The organism is Cupriavidus sp. FW305-27, assembly GCF_058787995.1.
On the sequence record NZ_JBYTAG010000016.1, the window covers coordinates 50,667 to 69,374 of the forward strand.

The 18,708-nt window shown below is 65.4% G+C and carries 16 protein-coding genes; 12 read left to right on the forward strand and 4 right to left on the reverse strand.

Going from position 1 to position 18,708, the window contains the following annotated elements:
- The first annotated feature begins 264 nt into the window (after positions 1 to 264).
- The 7 genes from aceE to amrS all read left to right on the forward strand — a co-directional run bounded on the left by aceE (position 265) and on the right by amrS (position 9,498).
- Positions 265 to 2,952, forward strand: a complete 2,688-nt coding sequence (aceE, locus tag AC3WRI_RS10355; protein ID WP_011615027.1) for a pyruvate dehydrogenase (acetyl-transferring), homodimeric type — start codon at positions 265 to 267, stop codon at positions 2,950 to 2,952.
- 167 nt (positions 2,953 to 3,119) lie between these two features.
- Positions 3,120 to 4,796: a dihydrolipoyllysine-residue acetyltransferase gene (gene aceF / locus AC3WRI_RS10360; RefSeq protein WP_058696846.1), complete on the forward strand. Its 1,677-nt coding sequence runs from the start codon at positions 3,120 to 3,122 to the stop codon at positions 4,794 to 4,796.
- A gap of 73 nt (positions 4,797 to 4,869) precedes the next feature.
- Positions 4,870 to 5,547 carry an Ntn hydrolase family protein gene (locus tag AC3WRI_RS10365; protein WP_058696845.1) on the forward strand — a complete coding sequence of 226 codons (678 nt, stop codon included), beginning with the start codon at positions 4,870 to 4,872 and terminating at the stop codon, positions 5,545 to 5,547.
- Positions 5,548 to 5,580: 33 nt separating this feature from the next.
- Positions 5,581 to 7,371 (forward strand): dihydrolipoyl dehydrogenase, encoded by a 1,791-nt coding sequence (gene lpdA, locus AC3WRI_RS10370; RefSeq protein ID WP_492293286.1) that lies wholly within the window; start codon positions 5,581 to 5,583, stop codon positions 7,369 to 7,371.
- Positions 7,372 to 7,686: 315 nt separating this feature from the next.
- Positions 7,687 to 8,124, forward strand: a complete 438-nt coding sequence (locus AC3WRI_RS10375) for a universal stress protein (RefSeq protein ID WP_011615031.1) — start codon at positions 7,687 to 7,689, stop codon at positions 8,122 to 8,124.
- Between the two features lie 94 nt (positions 8,125 to 8,218).
- Positions 8,219 to 8,413, forward strand: a complete 195-nt coding sequence (locus AC3WRI_RS10380; protein WP_011615032.1) for a hypothetical protein — start codon at positions 8,219 to 8,221, stop codon at positions 8,411 to 8,413.
- Positions 8,410 to 9,498 (forward strand): AmmeMemoRadiSam system radical SAM enzyme, encoded by a 1,089-nt coding sequence (gene amrS, locus AC3WRI_RS10385; RefSeq protein WP_058696844.1) that lies wholly within the window; start codon positions 8,410 to 8,412, stop codon positions 9,496 to 9,498. Before AC3WRI_RS10380 ends, amrS begins: the two co-directional genes overlap by 4 nt.
- 282 nt (positions 9,499 to 9,780) lie before the next feature.
- Here the strand turns inward: amrS and phaP1 are convergent, their stop codons facing one another.
- On the reverse strand, positions 9,781 to 10,359 hold the full coding sequence (phaP1, locus tag AC3WRI_RS10390) for a TIGR01841 family phasin PhaP1 (protein WP_011615034.1): 579 nt from the start codon (positions 10,357 to 10,359) through the stop codon (positions 9,781 to 9,783).
- Positions 10,360 to 10,716: 357 nt separating this feature from the next.
- Here phaP1 and AC3WRI_RS10395 point away from each other — a divergent pair, with 357 nt between their 5' ends.
- The 5 genes from AC3WRI_RS10395 (at position 10,717) to pbpG (ending at position 15,324) form a co-directional block, all read left to right on the forward strand.
- The gene (locus AC3WRI_RS10395) at positions 10,717 to 11,637 is read left to right on the forward strand and encodes a histone deacetylase family protein (RefSeq protein ID WP_492293288.1); all 921 of its coding nucleotides are present in this window, start codon (positions 10,717 to 10,719) and stop codon (positions 11,635 to 11,637) included.
- A gap of 5 nt (positions 11,638 to 11,642) precedes the next feature.
- Positions 11,643 to 12,560 (forward strand): DMT family transporter, encoded by a 918-nt coding sequence (locus AC3WRI_RS10400; RefSeq protein WP_492293298.1) that lies wholly within the window; start codon positions 11,643 to 11,645, stop codon positions 12,558 to 12,560.
- A 58-nt stretch (positions 12,561 to 12,618) separates the two neighbouring features.
- A complete protein-coding gene (locus tag AC3WRI_RS10405) occupies positions 12,619 to 13,077 on the forward strand; it encodes an acyl-CoA thioesterase (RefSeq protein WP_011615037.1) in 459 nt (152 codons plus the stop codon).
- A gap of 17 nt (positions 13,078 to 13,094) precedes the next feature.
- On the forward strand, positions 13,095 to 13,817 hold the full coding sequence (locus tag AC3WRI_RS10410; RefSeq protein WP_081050391.1) for a nitroreductase: 723 nt from the start codon (positions 13,095 to 13,097) through the stop codon (positions 13,815 to 13,817).
- Positions 13,818 to 14,100: 283 nt separating this feature from the next.
- A complete protein-coding gene (gene pbpG, locus AC3WRI_RS10415) occupies positions 14,101 to 15,324 on the forward strand; it encodes a D-alanyl-D-alanine endopeptidase (RefSeq protein ID WP_136227756.1) in 1,224 nt (407 codons plus the stop codon).
- A 69-nt stretch (positions 15,325 to 15,393) separates the two neighbouring features.
- On the opposite strand, the gene AC3WRI_RS10420 is transcribed toward pbpG, so the two are convergent.
- The 3 genes from AC3WRI_RS10420 to AC3WRI_RS10430 all read right to left on the reverse strand — a co-directional run bounded on the left by AC3WRI_RS10420 (position 15,394) and on the right by AC3WRI_RS10430 (position 18,496).
- On the reverse strand, positions 15,394 to 16,806 hold the full coding sequence (locus AC3WRI_RS10420) for an FAD-binding oxidoreductase (protein ID WP_011615040.1): 1,413 nt from the start codon (positions 16,804 to 16,806) through the stop codon (positions 15,394 to 15,396).
- A 15-nt stretch (positions 16,807 to 16,821) separates the two neighbouring features.
- Positions 16,822 to 17,571 carry a FadR/GntR family transcriptional regulator gene (locus tag AC3WRI_RS10425; protein WP_011615041.1) on the reverse strand — a complete coding sequence of 250 codons (750 nt, stop codon included), beginning with the start codon at positions 17,569 to 17,571 and terminating at the stop codon, positions 16,822 to 16,824.
- Positions 17,572 to 17,710: 139 nt separating this feature from the next.
- Positions 17,711 to 18,496 carry an IclR family transcriptional regulator gene (locus tag AC3WRI_RS10430; RefSeq protein WP_013956405.1) on the reverse strand — a complete coding sequence of 262 codons (786 nt, stop codon included), beginning with the start codon at positions 18,494 to 18,496 and terminating at the stop codon, positions 17,711 to 17,713.
- Between the last annotated feature and the right edge of the window lie 212 nt (positions 18,497 to 18,708).

Here is an 18,708-nt window from a genome sequence, read left to right on the forward strand (position 1 = left end):
TTCCACATTATAAAAAACGATACCGCAATTTGAAAATTTCACTTGTGCTGGACTTTGGGCTTCCATAGAATCGGTTCGACCCAAGAATGCGGGCGGCAGCCATGCGCCTGCCGCGCGGAGAAACCGGAACAGGTTTCCCGGCGGCGGCCCCGATGCAAGGCGGCATGGTGCCGGATCCGCAAGTCGGTGCGAGTCATACGTAAAGTCGTGTCCGGGCGCTGCCAGCGCGGGCGCGGATGCAAAGAATTCACCCAGGAGACAGTCATGTCCGCCGTACCAGAGCAGATTCTCGGCGCCTCGAGCGCCAACGACGCCGATCCCCAGGAAACCCATGAATGGCTCGACGCCCTGCAGGGCGTCCTGGCCGCCGAAGGTCCGGCGCGCGCCGCTTTCCTGATCGACAAGCAGATCGAATACGCACGCGTGAACGGCGTGACCCAGCCGTTCCACGCCGAGACGCAGTACATCAACACGATTCCGGTCGAGCAGCAGGCCCGCATCCCCGGCGACCAGGACATCGAGCACCGGATCCGCTCGTACACCCGCTGGAACGCCATGGCGATGGTGCTGCGCGCCAACAAGCACACCAACGTCGGCGGCCACATCTCGTCGTTCGCCTCGGCGGCCACGCTGTATGACGTCGGCTACAACCACTTCTGGCGCGCCCCGTCGGAAGCCGGCGGCGGCGACCTGGTGTTCGTGCAGGGCCACTCGGCTCCGGGCGTGTATTCGCGCGCCTTCCTGCTCGGCCGCCTGACCCAGGACCAGCTCGACAACTTCCGCCAGGAGGTGGACGGCAAGGGCATCTCGTCCTACCCGCACCCGTGGCTGATGCCGGACTTCTGGCAGTTCCCGACGGTGTCGATGGGCCTGGGCCCGATCATGGCCATCTACCAGGCCCGCTTCATGAAGTACCTGGACAGCCGCGGCCTGGCCAAGGCCGGCGACCGCAAGGTCTGGGCCTTCCTGGGCGACGGCGAGACCGACGAGCCGGAATCGCTGGGTGCGATCGGCATGGCCGGCCGCGAGAAGCTCGACAACCTGGTCTTCGTCATCAACTGCAACCTCCAGCGCCTGGATGGCCCGGTGCGCGGCAACGGCAAGATCATCCAGGAACTGGAATCCGAATTCCGCGGTGCCGGCTGGAACGTGATCAAGGTGGTGTGGGGCAGCAAGTGGGATTCGCTGCTGGCGCGCGACACCAAGGGCCTGCTGATGAAGCGCATGATGGAATGCGTCGACGGCGAGTACCAGACCATGAAGGCCAAGGACGGCGCCTATGTCCGCGAGCACTTCTTCAACACGCCTGAGCTGAAGGCGATGGTGGCCGACTGGTCCGACGACGACATCTGGCGCCTGAACCGCGGCGGCCACGATCCGCACAAGATCTACGCCGCCTACAAGGCCGCCAGCGAGCACAAGGGCCAGCCCACGCTGATCCTGGCCAAGACCATCAAGGGCTATGGCATGGGCGACGCCGGCCAGGCCATGAACGTGGCCCACCAGCAGAAGAAGATGCCGGTGGACGCGATCCGCAAGTTCCGCGACCAGTTCAATCTTCCCGTTGCCGACGACCAGCTCGAAGAGGTGCCGTACATCACCTTCCCGGAAGGTTCGAAGGAACTGGAATACATGCGCCAGGCGCGGCAGAACCTGGGCGGCTACCTGCCGGCCCGCCGCCAGAAGGCCGAAGCGCTGCCGGTCCCGCAGCTGTCCGCGTTCGACGCGCTGCTGAAGGCCACCGGCGAAGGCCGCGAAGTGTCCACCACCATGGCCTTCGTGCGGATCCTGAACACGCTGCTGAAAGACAAGCAGATCGGCAAGCACGTGGTGCCCATCGTGCCGGACGAGTCGCGCACCTTCGGCATGGAAGGCCTGTTCCGCCAGGTCGGCATCTGGAACCAGGAAGGCCAGAAGTACGTGCCGGAAGACCATGACCAGCTGATGTTCTACAAGGAATCGCAGACTGGCCAGGTGCTGCAGGAGGGCATCAACGAAGCCGGCGCCATGTGCGACTGGATCGCGGCCGCCACGTCGTACTCGACGCACGGCGTGCAGATGATCCCGTTCTACATCTACTACTCGATGTTCGGCATCCAGCGTATCGGCGACCTGTGCTGGGCCGCTGCCGACATGCGCTCGCGCGGCTTCCTGCTGGGCGGCACCGCCGGCCGCACCACGCTGAACGGCGAAGGCCTGCAGCATGAAGACGGCCACTCGCACGTGTTCCACGCCGCGATCCCGAACTGCATCTCGTACGACCCGACCTTCCAGTACGAACTGGCGGTGGTCATGCAGGACGGCCTGCGCCGCATGTACGCCGAGCAGGAAGACGTCTACTACTACCTGACGGTGATGAACGAGAACTACGAGCATCCGGAAATGCCGGCTGGCGTGGAGCAGGACATCGTCAAGGGCATGTACCAGTTCCGCAAGGGTGTCGAGAACAGCAACGCGCCGCGCGTGCAGCTGCTGGGCTCGGGCACGATCTTCCGCGAGGTGATCGCCGCTGCCGACCTGCTCAAGAAGGACTGGGGCGTGGAGTCGGACCTGTGGGGCTGCCCGAGCTTCACCGAACTGGCCCGCGAAGGCCACGACGTCGAGCGCTTCAACCTGCTGCACCCGACCGAGACCCCGCGCGAATCGCACGTGGCCAAGAGCCTGAAGTCGGCCCGCGGCCCGGTGATCGCCTCCACCGACTACGTGCGTGCGTTTGCCGAGCAGATCCGTCCGTTCGTGCCGCGCCGCTACGTGGTGCTGGGCACCGACGGCTTCGGCCGCTCGGACACGCGCGAGAAGCTGCGCCACTTCTTTGAAGTGGATCGCTACTGGGTCACGCTGGCCGCGCTCAAGGCGCTGGCCGACGAGGGTGCGATCGGCCGCGACAAGGTTGCCGAGGCCATCAAGAAGTACAACCTCGACCCGAACAAGCCCAACCCGATGTCGGTCTGATCCGGCAGCCAGCACCAACCCCCGCAGTACGGCAACGCCGTGCCGCGGGCGCCCCGGCCAGAGCCCGGACGGCGCCTTGCGGCATGGCGGCGTGACAGAAGCGGGCGGCGAAGGTAATCTCGCCGCTTGCGGATGTCGCGCGTGCCGGCCTGCCCAGGAGACACTGAATGAGTCAAGCGATTGAAATCAAGGTGCCGGATATCGGCGACTATGACGCCGTTCCCGTCATCGAAGTGCATGTGAAACCCGGCGACAGCATCAACGCGGAAGACGCGCTGGTGACGCTGGAATCGGACAAGGCCACCATGGACGTGCCCTCGCCGCAGGCCGGCGTGGTCAAGGACGTCCGCATCAAGGTGGGCGACAACGTGTCCGAAGGCTCGGTGCTGGTGATGCTGGAGGCGGCCAACGAGCCCGCCGCCGCCGCACCTGCCCCTGCTGCCGCAGCACCGGCGCCGGCCGCCGCAGCCCCCGCACCGGCTCCTGCCCCCGCAGCAGCCCCAGCCGCGGCCCCGGCCGCTGGCGGTGGCGGCACCATCGAAGTCAAGGTGCCCGATATCGGCGACTACGACGCCGTGCCGGTCATCGAAGTCCACGTCAAGGCGGGCGACACCATCAACGCCGAAGACGCCGTGGTGACGCTGGAGTCCGACAAGGCCACCATGGACGTGCCGTCGCCGCAAGGCGGCGTGGTCAAGGAAGTCAAGGTCAAGGTCGGTGACAACGTCGCCGAAGGCACGCTGCTGCTGATCCTGGAAGGCGCCGCCGCAGCCGCCGCCCCGGCAGCTGCCGCCGCGGCTCCGGCTCCGGCCCCGGCTGCCAGCGCGCCCGCACCGGCACCGGCACCGGCCCCCGCAGCCGCCGCCCCGGCACCGGCCGCAGCACCTGCTGCCGCGCCGGCCGCCGCTGGCGTAACCGGCAAGGCCGCCCACGCCAGCCCCTCGGTGCGCAAGTTCGCACGCGAGCTGGGCGTGGACGTGTCGCGCGTGCCGGGCACCGGCCCCAAGGGCCGTATCACCCAGGAAGACGTGCAGGGCTACGTCAAGGGCGTGATGAGCGGCCAGGCCGCCGCGCCCGCACAGGCCGCCGCGGCTGGCGCCGGTGGTGGCGAGCTCGGCCTGCTGCCGTGGCCGAAGGTCGATTTCACCCGCTTCGGCGAGGTCGAAAGCAAGGCGCTGTCGCGCATCAAGAAGATCTCGGGTGCCAACCTGCACCGCAACTGGGTCATGATCCCGCACGTCACCAACCATGACGAAGCGGACATCACCGAGCTGGAAGCCTTCCGCCTGCAGCTGAACAAGGAAAACGAGAAGTCCGGCATCAAGGTGACGATGCTGGCGTTCATGATCAAGGCCACGGTGGCGGCGCTGAAGAAGTTCCCGAACTTCAACGCGTCGCTCGATGGTGACAACCTGGTGCTGAAGAAGTACTTCAACATCGGTTTTGCCGCCGACACCCCGAACGGCCTGGTCGTGCCGGTGATCAAGGACGCCGACAAGAAGGGCGTGCTGGAGATCAGCCAGGAAATGAGCGAGCTCGCCAAGCTGGCCCGCGACGGCAAGCTCAAGCCGGACCAGATGCAGGGCGGCTGCTTCTCGATCTCTTCGCTGGGCGGCCTCGGCGGCACATACTTCACGCCGATCATCAACGCGCCGGAAGTGGCCATCATGGGCGTGTGCAAGTCGTACCAGAAGCCCGTGTGGGACGGCAAGCAGTTCGCGCCGCGCCTGACGCTGCCGCTGTCGCTGTCGTGGGACCACCGCGTCATCGACGGTGCCGAAGCGGCGCGCTTCAACACGTACTTCGGGCAACTGCTGGCGGATTTCCGCCGCATCCTGCTGTAAGCGGGGTTGCGCCGTGCAGGCCAGGCCGACGGCCTGGCCTGCCCGGCGCACCACGCGCAACCGGGAGCGAGCCATGACTACCTGCGTGGTCGTCAGGAAGGGCGCCGAGGTGGCCATCGCGGCAGACGCGCTGGTGACCTTTGGCGACACGCGCCTGTCGCGCGCCTACGAGCGCAACCAGAAGGTGTTCCCGGTAGGCGACGGCTTCATCGCGCTGGCCGGGACCACCGCGCACTTCCCGGTCATGCGCACGCTGCTGGCGGGGCTTGGCGAAGAGTGCCGGCTGGGCTCGCGCGATGACGTGTTCCGCACCTTCCTGAAGGTGCATGAGAAGCTGAAGTCGGACTACTTCGTCAACACCAAGGAAGACGAGGACGATCCCTACGAGTCGTCGCAGATCGTATGCCTGATCGCCAATCCGGCGGGCATCTTCGGCGTCTACTCGTACCGCGAGGTGTTTTCGTTCGACCGCTTCTGGGGTATCGGCTCGGGCCGCAACTACGCGCTGGGCGCGATGCATGCGGTCTATGACCGGCCGGACCTGGATGCGGGCGAGATCGCGCGCATCGGCGTCGATGCGGGCGTGGAGTTCGACAAGAGTTCGGCGGGGCCGATCGAGGTGCACACCGTGCGGCTGCACGAGGGTGACGCCGCACCGGCGCCGGCGGCTGGCGGTGCCTCGGGCGGCAATCCGGCAACCGGCAGTACGGCACCCGACAGCGCGGCAACCAACAACGACGGCGCGCCCTGAAGCCGAGAGGCGGGCGCGCATAGAGGAGCAAACATGAGTGTGATCGAAGTCAAGGTGCCGGATATCGGCGATTTCGACGCGGTGGAAGTGATCGAGGTGCTGGTCAAGGCCGGCGACACGGTCGAGGTGGAACAGTCCCTGATCGTGCTGGAATCCGACAAGGCCAGCATGGACGTGCCGTCGTCGGCCGCCGGCAAGGTGGTTGAGGTCAAGGTCAAGGTCGGCGACAAGGTCGGCCAGGGCGCGGTGATCTGCACCATCGAGGCCCAGCAGGCCGCGGCCGCCCCGGCGCCCGCGCAAGCTCCGGCACCGGCGCAGGCTCCCGCACCCGCACCCGCGGCGGCGGCTCCGGCACCGGCTCCTGCTGCCGCCAGCCACAGCGGTGGCGCCGATATCCAGTGCGAGACGCTGGTGCTGGGCGCCGGCCCCGGCGGCTACTCGGCCGCCTTCCGCGCCGCAGACCTGGGCATGAATACCGTGCTGGTGGAGCGCTACAGCACGCTTGGCGGCGTCTGCCTGAACGTGGGCTGCATCCCGTCCAAGGCGCTGCTGCACAACGCCGCCGTGATCGACGAAGCCAAGGCGCTGGCCGCCCACGGCATCCTGTTCGGCGAAGCCAAGATCGACCTGGACGGCCTGCGCCACTACAAGAACCAGGTGGTCGGCAAGCTCACCGGCGGCCTGGCCGGCATGGCCAAGGCGCGCAAGGTGCAGGTGGTGCGCGGCATCGGCAACTTCCTCGACCCGCATCACATGGAGGTCGAGCTGACCGAAGGCGAGGGCAAGCGCAGCACCGGCAAGAAGACCGTGATCCGCTTCGAGAAGGCCATCATCGCTGCCGGCAGCCAGGCGGTGAAACTGCCGTTCATCCCGGAAGATCCGCGCATCGTCGACTCGACCGGCGCGCTGGAGCTGCCCGAAGTGCCCAACAAGATGCTGGTCATCGGCGGCGGCATCATCGGCCTGGAAATGGCCACGGTGTACAGCACGCTGGGTGCCGACATCGATGTCGTGGAAATGCTCGACGGCCTGATGAACGGTGCTGACCGCGACCTGGTCAAGGTCTGGGAAAAGAAGAACAAGGACCGCTTCGGCAAGGTCATGCTGAAGACCAAAACCGTCGGCGTGGAAGCCAAACCGGACGGCATCTACGTCAAGTTCGAAGGCGAGGCCGCGCCGGCCGAGCCACAGCGCTACGACCTGGTGCTGGTGTCGGTGGGCCGCTCGCCCAACGGCAAGCGCATCAGCGCAGAGAAGGCCGGCGTGGCCGTGAGCGAGCGCGGCTTTATCAACGTCGACAAGCAGATGCGCACCAATGTGCCGCATATCTTTGCGATCGGCGATATCGTCGGCCAGCCGATGCTGGCGCACAAGGCGGTGCATGAAGCCCACGTTGCCGCTGAGGCCGCGCATGGCGAGAAGGCTTACTTCGATGCCAAGCAGATCCCGTCGGTGGCCTTCACCGATCCGGAAGTGGCCTGGGCCGGCCTGACCGAAGACGAGTGCAAGGAGAAGGGGATCAAGTACAGCAAGGGCGTGTTCCCCTGGGCGGCATCGGGCCGCGCCATCGCCAACGGCCGCGACGAAGGCTTCACCAAGCTGATCTTCGACGAGGAAACCCATCGCGTGATCGGCGGCGGCATCGTCGGCACGCATGCAGGCGACCTGATCAGCGAGGTCTGCCTGGCGATCGAGATGGGCGCCGATGCGGTGGATATCGGCAAGACCATCCATCCGCACCCGACGCTGGGTGAATCGATCGGCATGGCGGCGGAGATCTATGAAGGCACGTGTACTGACGTGCCGCCGCCGCGCAAGCGCTGAGCGCCGTTCGCTGCAAGCGAGAAAGCCCGCCTGCCCAGGCGGGCTTTTTCATTGCCAATTATGCAATTAACCGCCATAATTTGCCGGCGTCCGCGAGGTCTGCCTGCCAGTACCGCTCGCGTCGGCAGCCAAGGTGCAGATTGCGACAGGAGCGGTGCAAGACCTTCGCTGCCTATACTGAATTCAGCCGCCATGCACCCCAAGGCGACCGAGGCCGGCGCTGCATATTCGCGCGCGGCCGATCGCTGCCGGATGTCTGCTGGCGGGATCCGGTGGCCCCCGGTGGCTACCGTTCAGCTGACAAGGAGGCACGACGTGTTCAGGCATCTTCTTGTTGCGGTAGATGGCTCCGCTCTGGCCGAAGCGGCCTTTCGCAAGGCACTGGAGTTCGCGCAGGAGACGCAGGCCAGCATTACGGCGCTGCGCGCCTGCCCGGATTTCCACGTCACGACTTACCACACCGAAATGCTCACCGACACGCGAGAGCAGTTCGAAGAGGCTGTCCTCGAGGACGCATCGAAATACCTCGACGGCATCGCGCGAGAGGCCGCCGCGGCAGGCGTGCCCTGCGACACCAGCAGCGTGGTCGACGATCATCCCTACGATGCCATCATCAAGGCTGCAGAAGAAAACGATTGTGACCTGATTGTCATGGCGTCTCATGGGCGCCGGGGTGTGAAGGCGCTGTTGATCGGCAGCGAAACCCTGAAGGTACTGACCCACAGCAAGATTCCGGTGCTGGTCTATCGCTAGACGTCGCGTGAATGGGGTCGCCGGCATTGATGACACCGGATACGTTCGTGATGCCACCATGGTTGCCTGTCATGGGCGCCATAAAGGATCTGCCATGAGCACTCGCCGCTATGTCGTGATGATCGACCAGCCCAGGGACGTTGCCGACGAGCAGATGGCAGAGTACATCAAGCATGCCATCGCCGGATGGGGTGCCGGATTGCCCCCGCCTCCGGCTGACAGCCCGTTCTTCGACCTGGATGTATTGTCGGTAACCGTGATCAGCAAGCCGCACAAGGACCATTCATGAAGGATGTGCCCGGTTCAGGGAGCTATGCCGGCCGCTACTGGCATTTCCTGGATGACGGCCGCATGCAATGCGACCTGTGCCCGCGCCACTGCCGCCTGCATGGCGAGCAGCGCGGCGCTTGCTTCGTGCGCCAGCGGGTCGGCGATCGGATGGTGCTGACCGCCTATGGCCGCTCGTCGGGCTTCTGCATCGACCCGATCGAAAAGAAGCCGCTCAACCACTTCTACCCGGGCTCCGCCGTCCTGTCGTTCGGCACAGCCGGCTGCAATCTGGCCTGCAAGTTCTGCCAGAACTGGGATATCAGTAAATCGCGCGAGATGGAGACCCTGGCCGATGCGGCCATGCCCGAAGCGATCGCCGCATCGGCGGCGGCGCACGGTTGCAAAAGCGTGGCCTTCACCTACAACGACCCGGTGATCTTCGCCGAGTACGCCATGGACGTAGCCGATGCCTGCCACCAACTGGGCATCAGGACGGTGGCGGTGACCGCAGGATATATGGGCGCCGAGGCGCGGCGTGATTTCTACGCCAGGATGGATGCGGCAAACGTCGACCTGAAAGGCTTCAGCGACGCGTTCTATGTTGCCTTCACCGGGGCGCACCTGCAGCCGGTACTGGAGACGCTCCAGTACCTGAAGCACGAAACCGATGTCTGGCTCGAGATCACGACGCTGCTCATTCCCGGCAAGAACGACAGCGATGACGAGATTCGCGCCGAGGCCCGGTGGATCGCCAGGGAGCTTGGTCCCGACGTGCCGCTGCACTTCACCGCATTCCATCCGGACTACAAGATGCGCGACGTGCCGCCGACACCATGTTCCACCCTTGCGCGCGCCCGCAAGCACGCGCTGGCGGAGGGACTGCATTACGTCTACACCGGCAACGTGCACGACACCGCCGGTGCCACCACCCATTGCCCCGCTTGCCGCGCGCAGCTCATCGTGCGCGACTGGCACGCGATCGAAAGCTATCGCCTGACTCCCACGGGAACTTGCCCAGACTGCTTTGCACAGATTGCGGGACGTTTCGGGAATTTTGAGCGTCAGTTCGGGCGGCGGCGAATTCCTGTGCGCATCGGAGAATAGGCCGGCATGCATGCTCGGGGCCCACGGCCGCTGTTCACCGGGACCAACCTGATGGAAAGGTGAAGAGCAAAAAAAAAGCCCGACCTGTAGAGGTCGGGTTTAACGATACCTTTGGACAAGGAGACCGCGGTACCGAGGAGACATCGGCGGACAAGGCAGCACCGATGCAACTCAGTCAGGGCACTACCTTCATCGTTGGCAAAACACACCGCAAACGCCAGGCGTCGATATGCTTTGCCAACGGACCGGCCGCAGCCGGTCCATCTTCAACGCAGGCAGTTATCAGGCAGCCGTCGTCTTCTTTGCCGTGGCCGTACGGGCCGTGGCGCTGGCTTGCTGGGCAGCCTTGGTGGCAGCCGTAGCCGCAGCCTGGAAGTTGGTTTCAGCGATTTCGACCGCTTGCTTGGTCGCCTTCTGCACCGACTCGTAGGCGTTGTTGGCAGCGGAGATCGCCGACTTCACGATGGCCACGGTCGATTCCGAACCGGCCGGGGCGTTCTTGGCGAGGTTCTCGACCAGCGCTTGCACGTTCTTCGAGCCTTCGGCCAGTTGAGCCTCGGCTACCTTGGTGAACTCGCTCTGGGTTTCCGAAGCGATTTCATACAGGTGGCGGGTGTAGGCCAGGGTCTTTTCGGCAACCGGCTGCACGGCTGCGGCCTGGATGGCCAGCAGTTCCTGTGCGTCCTTGGCCGACAGCGCCTTCTTGGCGTTGTCAACGCCTTCTGCGAACGAAGTCTTGACGACCTGCAGGTTCAGCTCGACGAGCTTTTCGACGCCTTCAAACGCCTTGGTGGTCAGGCCGAACAGCGTTTCGAGGTTGGCCTTTTGCGCTGCTGCAACTTGTTCCGGGGTGAGGATCATTGCTGGTCTCCAGTGGTGAACTTCAAGGTCTAGCAAATTAAGCCGCCTAGATGTCAGGGCCGTGACGGTGTTGTGCCCGATTCGGCCAGCCCAGGCGTGTGGGTGGGTCAAGGCGCATTTCTTATTTGGTGCGCCGCAACAATTCCTATTTTAGGGGCGCCAGATCCAATGTCAAGTGGATTTTGTGCAATGCACAAACAACGTTGCTGGCGATACACGGGAGCGGCTGTGACGCCACTCCGGGGCGCTCCGGCGAGGGCCATGCAGGGGTGCTACCATCGCGGATTGCCCGCGCCCGCACGGATGGCCGCGCCGGGAACCAACAAAGACGTGAACAGAACCGCCCAGGCCACTTCCATGCTCGCTTTCTATGCCGACCATTTTGTGCTGCCACTGCCACCCGGGCACCGTTTCCCGATGCGCAAGTACAGCATGCTGCGCGATGCCGTCGCGGCGCAGGTGCCGGGGCTGCGCCTGGTTGAGGCGCCGCGCGCGGGCGACGATGCCTTGTTGCTGGCGCACACGCCCGGGTACGTGCAGGCCGCGTCAGCCGGCACCCTCGACGCGGCGCGCCGGCGCGAGATCGGCTTCCCGTGGTCCGAGGCCATGGTGGAACGCTCGCGGCGCTCCGCAGGCGCCACCATCGAGGCCTGCCGGACGGCGCTGCGCGAAGGCATTGCCGTGAACCTGGCGGGCGGCACCCACCATGCGTATGCCGACAAGGGCGGCGGCTTCTGTGTGTTCAACGATGCCGCGATTGCGGCGCGCGTGCTGCAGCGCGATGGCGCCGTGCGCCGCGTGGCCGTGGTCGACCTGGATGTGCACCAGGGCAACGGTACCGCGTCGATCCTGCAAGGCGATCCGTCCGTGTTCACGTTGTCGCTGCATGGCGAGAAGAACTATCCGTTCCGCAAAGAGGCCAGCGACCTGGACGTCGGCCTGCCGGACGGCTGCGACGACGACACCTATGCGCAGGCGCTGCAGGCGGCGCTGGACACGCTGTTCAGCCGCTTCGATCCCGAGCTGATCATCTACCTGGCCGGCGCCGATCCGCATGAGGGCGATCGCCTCGGGCGGCTCAGGCTGACCCTGGCGGGCCTGGCACGGCGCGACCGGCTGGTGTTCGATGCCGCGCATGCACGCCAGTTGCCGGTGGCGGTGGCGATGGCGGGCGGCTACGGCAACCAGATCGAGGACACGGTTGCGGTCCACGCGCAGACGGTAAGCGTGGCCGCACAATATCACGCGCGCCATGCACAGGCGCTGCTGGCCACATGAGCGGCGTGATGGAGCAAGGCGGCGCAGCAGCGTCAAGCGCCCGCGCCGCGCTGTGGGTGGCGTCGATGCCGTGGCTGTTCGTGCTGATCTGGAGCACCGGCTTTATCGTTGCCAAATACGGCATGCCGTACGCGGAGCCGATGACCTTCCTGTTCCTGCGCTTTGCCGGCGTGGTGGTGCTGATGGTGCCATTCGTGCTGCTGGCGCGCGTGCCGCTGCCGCGCCTGCCGGGCAAGGCGCAAACGGACTGGTCCGCGGTCGGCCATATCGCCGTAGCGGGGCTGTTGCTGCAGACGGGCTACCTGGGTGGCGTCTGGGCTGCGATCAAGCTTGGCATGCCTGCCGGCGTATCGGCGCTGATCGTCGGCATGCAGCCGATCCTGACCGCGCTGATCGCCACGCGCATGGGTGAGCGCATCGGCGCGCACGCGTGGCTGGGCCTGCTGCTCGGCATCGCTGGCGTGGCGCTGGTGGTGGCCAACAAGCTGGGTGCCAGCGGACTCACGCCGGCAAGCCTGGCACTGGCGGGTGGCGCCTTGCTCAGCATCACCGTCGGCACGGTCTACCAGAAGCACTTCTGCCCGGTGTTCGACCTGCGCATGGGCTCGGTGATCCAGTTCGCCGCGGCGGCACTTGCGTGCGTGCCGTTCATGTTCCTGTTCGAGACCCGCGCGGTGCAGTGGAGTGCCGCGATGCTTGGTGCCATGGCGTGGTCGGTGGTGGCGCTGTCGATCGGCGCCATCTCGCTGCTGTTCCTGCTGATCCGGCGGGGCGCGGCCACCAAGGTGTCGAGCCTGATGTACCTGACGCCGCCCACTACCGCGGTGATGGCGTGGCTGCTCTTCGGTGAGCGCTTTCCGCCGCTGGCCGCTGCCGGCATGGTGCTCGCGGCGCTTGGTGTCGCACTTGTCATCCGCCGGTAGTGTCGCGTATGCGGCTACTTCAGAATATTCCTATCCCATCCTGTCCCGTCCACGTCTCATGAAACCGCAAGCCGAGTCGCGCAGTGCCTATCCGTACTTCCAGCCGATCACCACGCGTTGGATGGATAACGATGTCTATGGCCACGTTAACAACGTTGTCTACTACAGTTACTTTGATACCGTGGTGAATACCTACCTGATCCGGCAGGGCGTGCTCGATGTCACGTCGGGCGACACGATCGGGCTGGTGATCGAGACGCAGTGCAACTACTTCTCGTCGCTGAGCTTTCCCGAGACCGTGGTGGCCGGCCTGCGCGTGGCAAGACTGGGCACGTCGAGCGTGCGCTATGAGGTCGGGCTGTTCAGCGGCGACAACGAGACTGCCGCCGCGCAGGGGCATTTCATCCACGTCTATGTCGATCGCGCCACGCGCCGGCCGGTGCCGTTGCCGGAGCCGCTGCGCGAGGCGCTGCTGCCGTTGGTGATGGCCGACGCGGTGACGGGCGGGCAAGGGTAGGAACGGGGCAACAGGAGATGAACAAGATGTCCCACGAGGTGCAATTCGGTTCGCAGGATGCCGTGGACTGCGTGGATCGCGCGATCCTGACGCGGCGTTCGGTGCGGGCCTTTCTCGATACGCAGGTGCCGCGCCGGACCGTCGAGGAAATCCTGGCCGTAGCCAGCCGTGCGCCGTCGGGCACCAATACGCAGCCGTGGCGCGTCTATGTGCTGTCCGGCGAGGCGAAGGCCAAGCTGTGCGCCGATGTGCTGGGCGCCTACGAAGACCCCGAGCGCGACAGCAAGTACCTGGAAGAGTATCCGTACTACCCGCGCGAGTGGGCCGACCCCTACTTGTCGCGGCGGCGCAAGGTGGGCTGGGACCTGTACGGACTGCTTGAGATCAGCCGCGAAGACAAGGCGCGCATGCATGAGCAGCACGCGCGCAATTTCCGTTTCTTCGATGCGCCGGTGGGGATGATCTTCACCATCGACCGCATCATGGAGCAGGGCAGCTGGCTGGACTACGGCATGTTCCTGCAAAGCATCATGGTCGCCGCCCGGGCGCGCGGGCTTGATACCTGTCCGCAGGCGGCGTTCACGCAGTTCCACAAGATTATTGGCAGCCACCTGCGGCTGCCACCGGAGGAAATGGTGGTATGCGGCATGTCACTGGGTTTTGCCGACCCGGAAGCGATCGAGAACCAGCTGACCACGGAACGTGAGCCGGTCAGCGGGTTCGCGCGTTTCCTCTCATAGCAAAGTTTGAGAAAAGTTTGTATCAATGTGTAACGATGAGTGCCGATATACAAGACGACGTCCGTGTATTGGCTGGGAGTGTTCCAAGGGGCAGCAAGGTGAACCCGGGTACGCCTGGGGCAAGCCAGAGGCGGTTCGCATGCAAACGTGACCTTTTGGTTGCTTTTTCCGCAATGTGGAAATGTTTGCAAATCGAACTTTAAGGAGCGTCTGTAAGTCTTTAATCTTGCTAACAATTTCTTTCTTTCCTACACTAGCGCCATTCCTATGCGCTGAACGAATCATGTTCCGGTCTGATTCCATTTTTTCCAGATTCTTCGGCTCCGCACCCCTGTCCGCTGTTGCCACCGCGGTCCTGGTATCGGTGTCGATGGTCGCGGCACCTGTGGCCGAAGCGGCCACCAAGTCCGCAACTACCCAAAAAACGTCGAAAAAGCAGGTAAAATCGGTTAACGCCGAGAAAAAGGGTGCTTCGAAGATTGTTGCCAAGAGCTCGCGTAGCGGCAAGGTCGCCAAGCGCGAAGCAAGCAGCACACGCAAAGTGGTGGTGCTGAAAAATGGCAAGCGCCATACCGTCGTAGCCCAGCGTGCCGCACCCGTGCGCGCCGCCTTCACCCCGGCCAAGCCGTCGCTGGGCGAAGCCATGGGCTTGCGTGACACTGACGACGCGCTGGCACTGCGCTCCAGCGTGGCACTGGTGATGGACCAGAATTCCAACGAGGTGCTGTTCCAGAAGAACGCCAGTGCGGTGCTGCCGATCGCTTCGATCACCAAGCTGATGACCGCGCTGGTGGTGATGGACGCCCGCCTGCCGATGGACGAAGTGCTGACCATCTCCGAGGAAGACCGCGACACCGAAAAGCACAGCGGCTCGCGCCTGCGCTTTGGTACGCAGCTGACGCGCCAGGAATTGCTGCTGCTGGCGCTGATGTCGTCCGAGAACCGCGCCGCGTCGGCGCTGGGCCGCAACTACCCGGGCGGCCTGCCGGCCTTTGTCCAGGCGATGAACCGCAAGGCCCGCGAGCTGGGCATGAACGACAGCCACTTCGTCGATTCCAGCGGGCTGTCGAGCAGCAATGTGTCGAGCGCGACGGACCTGGTGCGCATGGTCAACGCGGCGTATCGCAACCCGACCATCCGCGAGTTCTCGACGCAGACCGAGCATGAGGTCAACGTGCTGGGCCGCACCCAGCACTACGTCAGCACTAACCGCCTGGTGCGCGGCGGCAACTGGGAGATCGGCCTGCAGAAGACCGGCTTTATCTCCGAGGCCGGCCAGTGCCTGGTGATGCAGGCCAAGGTCCAGGGCCGCAACGTGGTGATGGTGTTCCTGGACTCGGCCGGCAAGCTGTCGCGCTTTGCCGATGCCAACCGCGTCAAGGACTGGCTGGAGCATGCGCCGTCGCCATCGTCGCCGCAGCGTGGTTTCCCGTCGTCGCCGAACCTGACGCAGGCTCCGGGCGGCGCGCACGCGATCCTGGCCTCGCAACAGTCGCGCGGCATCTGATACGGAACGCCTGACCGGGAAAAAACGCGCCGTGCCACGGCGCGTTTTTCGTTCTGGCGGCCGCGGCCGTCAGAGCAGCTTGCCTGGGTTCATGATCCCGGCCGGGTCGAACACGGCCTTGATCTCGCGCATCAGCCGCAGTTCCAGCGGGTCCTTCATGGTCAGGAAGGCATGGCGCTTGAGCTGGCCGATGCCATGCTCGGCGCTGATGCTGCCGCCGTAGCGCATCACTTCGTCCAGCACCGCGTCGGTCACCGCATCGCCTTGCGTGGCCGCCCAGTCCTTGGGCGCGCCGGCCGGGCGCGACAGGTTGTAGTGCAGGTTGCCGTCGCCGAAGTGCCCGAAGATAAAGGGCCGGATGGCGGGATCGAGCCCACGCAGCCGCGTTTCCATCGAGGTCATGAAGGCCGGAATCTGCTCGATCGGGAGCGAGATGTCGTGCTTCAGGTGCGGGCCGTCGGCGCGCTGCGCCTCGGAGATTTCCTCACGCAGTTTCCACAGCGCCTGCAATTGTGCGAGCGAGGCAGACACGGCTGCATCGAGGCACAGCTCGCGCTCCAGCGCTTCGCCGATAACGCGTTCGAGCAGCGCGTTCAGCGCATCTTCGTCCGTGGTGTCGGCCAGTTCCACCAATACGTAGGCGGGGTAGCGTTGCGCGAACGGCTCCTGCACGCCCTCTGCGTGCGTGAGCACCAAGTCCAGGCAATCGCCGGTAAAGAATTCGAACGCCTGCAGGCGCGCGCCGCATTGTTCAAACAGCAGTTCATAGAGTGCCAGCGACTGCGCCGGCGAGGCCACCGCCGCCAGCACCACACTGCGCGTGTCGGTACGCGGGAACAGCCGCAGCGCGGCCGCGGTGATTACGCCGAGCGTACCTTCGGAGCCGACCAGCAGCTGCTTCAGGTCATAGCCGGTATTGTCCTTGCGCAGCGTGCGCAGGCCATGGAAGACCTCGCCGTTGGGCAGCACCGCTTCCACGCCCAGCACCAGTTCGCGCGCCATGCCATAGCGCACCACGTTCACGCCGCCGGCATTGGTCGCAAGGTTGCCGCCGATCTGGCATGAGTCTTCGGCGGCCAGCGACAGCGGCAGCAGCCGGTTGGCGTCTTGCGCCGCGCGGCGCAGGTTGCCGAGGATGCAGCCGGCCTCTGCAACCATGGTGTTGGCGATGGTGTCGAGCGAGCGCACCGCGTTCATGCGGTCCAGGCTCAGCACCACGTTCTGCGCCTGCGCATCGGGCGTGGCGCCGCCGCACAGGCCGGTATTGCCGCCGCGCGGCACCACCGGCACCGCGGCCTGCTGGCACAACGCCAGGGCGCGCGAGACTTCGTCCACGGTGCGCGGCCGCAGCACGGCCTGGGCCTGGCCGCGGTAGATGCCGCGCCAGTCGGACAGCCACGGGGCGATGTCGTCGGGGTTGGTCAGGACGGTGTCGGCGCCGAGGGCCTCGGTGAGCCGCTGGGCGAATTGGCCGGTTTGCATGATGGTGGTGTCGTCTCAGGAAAGGGAAGGGGAGCTGGCTACGCGCGCTGTCGACGCTTCATCGGCGCGCGTGCGCAGCACCAAGCCAAGCCGGCGCGCCGCGCATTGCAGGTGCGTCACCGCGGCCGCGCGGGCTGCCGCGGCATCGCCACGGCGGATGGCATCGACGATCGCTTCATGCTCGGCATGCACGGTCTCGGCCAGGCCTGCCTGGCGCAGCGTATTGGCGCGCGCGGTGGCCACGGCCTGGTGCAGCTGCAGGTTCAGGTACTGCAGCAGCTGGCGGTAGTAGGGGTTGTGCGTGGCGGCGGCAATGCCGATATGGAAGGCGGCGTCGATATCGGCGGCCGGCTGCGGGTCATAGAGATGAGCGCGCAGCCGCTGCAGCAGTGCACTCAGTGCGGCCACGTCCTCATCGGTGCGGCGCACGGCGGCCAGCGCCGCGGCGGCGCCTTCCAGGTCGATGCGCAGGTCGTACAGGTCGGCCAGCCCGCTGGCGTCGATATCGGGTTCGCGCGGCAGCTGGAATCCCGCCGAGCCGGTACGCGAGCGCACCGTGCAGCCGACGCCCTGGCGTGACTCGACGAAGCCCTGCGAACGCAGGTGCTCGGTGACTTCGCGGATCACCGCGGCGCTGACGCCGTACTGCTCGGACAGCTGCCTGCCGGTCGGCAACCGGCTGCCGACCGGGTAGGCGCCGCTTTCGATATCGGCGCGCAGCTGGCGGGTGACCTGTTCGGTGAGGGTGACGGCACGGGTTCGCATGGGTGCCAATTATATGGTTTGCTGGTTATCTGAAAACTAAGCGTAAACCATGGAATTGAGACGACCGCAGTCCCAAAGCAAAACGCGCGGACTGCCATGATGGCAGCCCGCGCGTTGGCGGCGGCTGGCGATTCGGCCTTCAGGCGGCGGCTTCGGTCACGTAGCCCATGCCGCGCGAGATCTGCAGCGCCGTGTCCTTCAGGTTTTGCAGCCAGCTGTCCTGCAGCCGGTCGGCCGGTGCCGACAGCGACAGCCCGGCCACCAGCCGGCGCGAGTCGTCATAGATGCCGGCGGCAATGCAGCGCACGCCCAGTTCCAGCTCTTCGTTGTCGCGCGCATAGCCGTTGGAGCGCACCCAGCTGAGCTCCCGCTCGAGCTTGGTCAGGTCGGTGATCGAGGTGCGGGTATGTCCGGCCAGCCCGGTGCGGGTGGCGTAGTTGCGTACGCGCGCGGCTTCGTCCGCTGCCAGGAACAGCTTGCCGACCGAGGTCAGGTGCAGCGGCGCGCGGCCGCCGATGGCGCGCACCACCTGCATGCCCGAGCGCTCGCTGTAGGCGCGCTCGATGTAGACGATCTCGTCGCCCTGGCGCACCGACAGGTTCACGGTCTGGCCGGTGACGCGGTGCAGCGCGCGCATCGGCGCCAGCGCCGCGTCGCGCACGGACAGGCGTGCCTTGACCAGGTTGCCCAGTTCCAGCAGCCGCATGCCGAGCCGGTAGCTGCCGGGATCGGAACGGTCGACAAAGCGGCAGGCCACCATGTCGTTGAGGATGCGGTGGGCGGTGGAGGGATGCAGCCCCGTGGCCAGTGACAGCTCTTTCAGGCTGACCGGGTCGGCGTGCTGCGCGAGCGCGTCCAGCAGGGTCATCATGCGCTCGATGACCTGGATGGACGTCTTGCCGGGTGACTTGTCTGCGTCGGACATAGATGGAAAAAAGAGAAATGTTGCTTGCGGCATTTTTAAGCGTCTGCCCGATTCTATCTCACATTGTGAAAATTTCAATAGGTGAAATGACATTACCGTAAGAAACGGCTGGTGATGTTGCTCACCGGAAGTGATGTGCATTGCACCGGATTCACGCCCTTGCTGAACGGTTTGTGCGCCACGCGCGACGCAAACGCGCATAATTGCGGGGT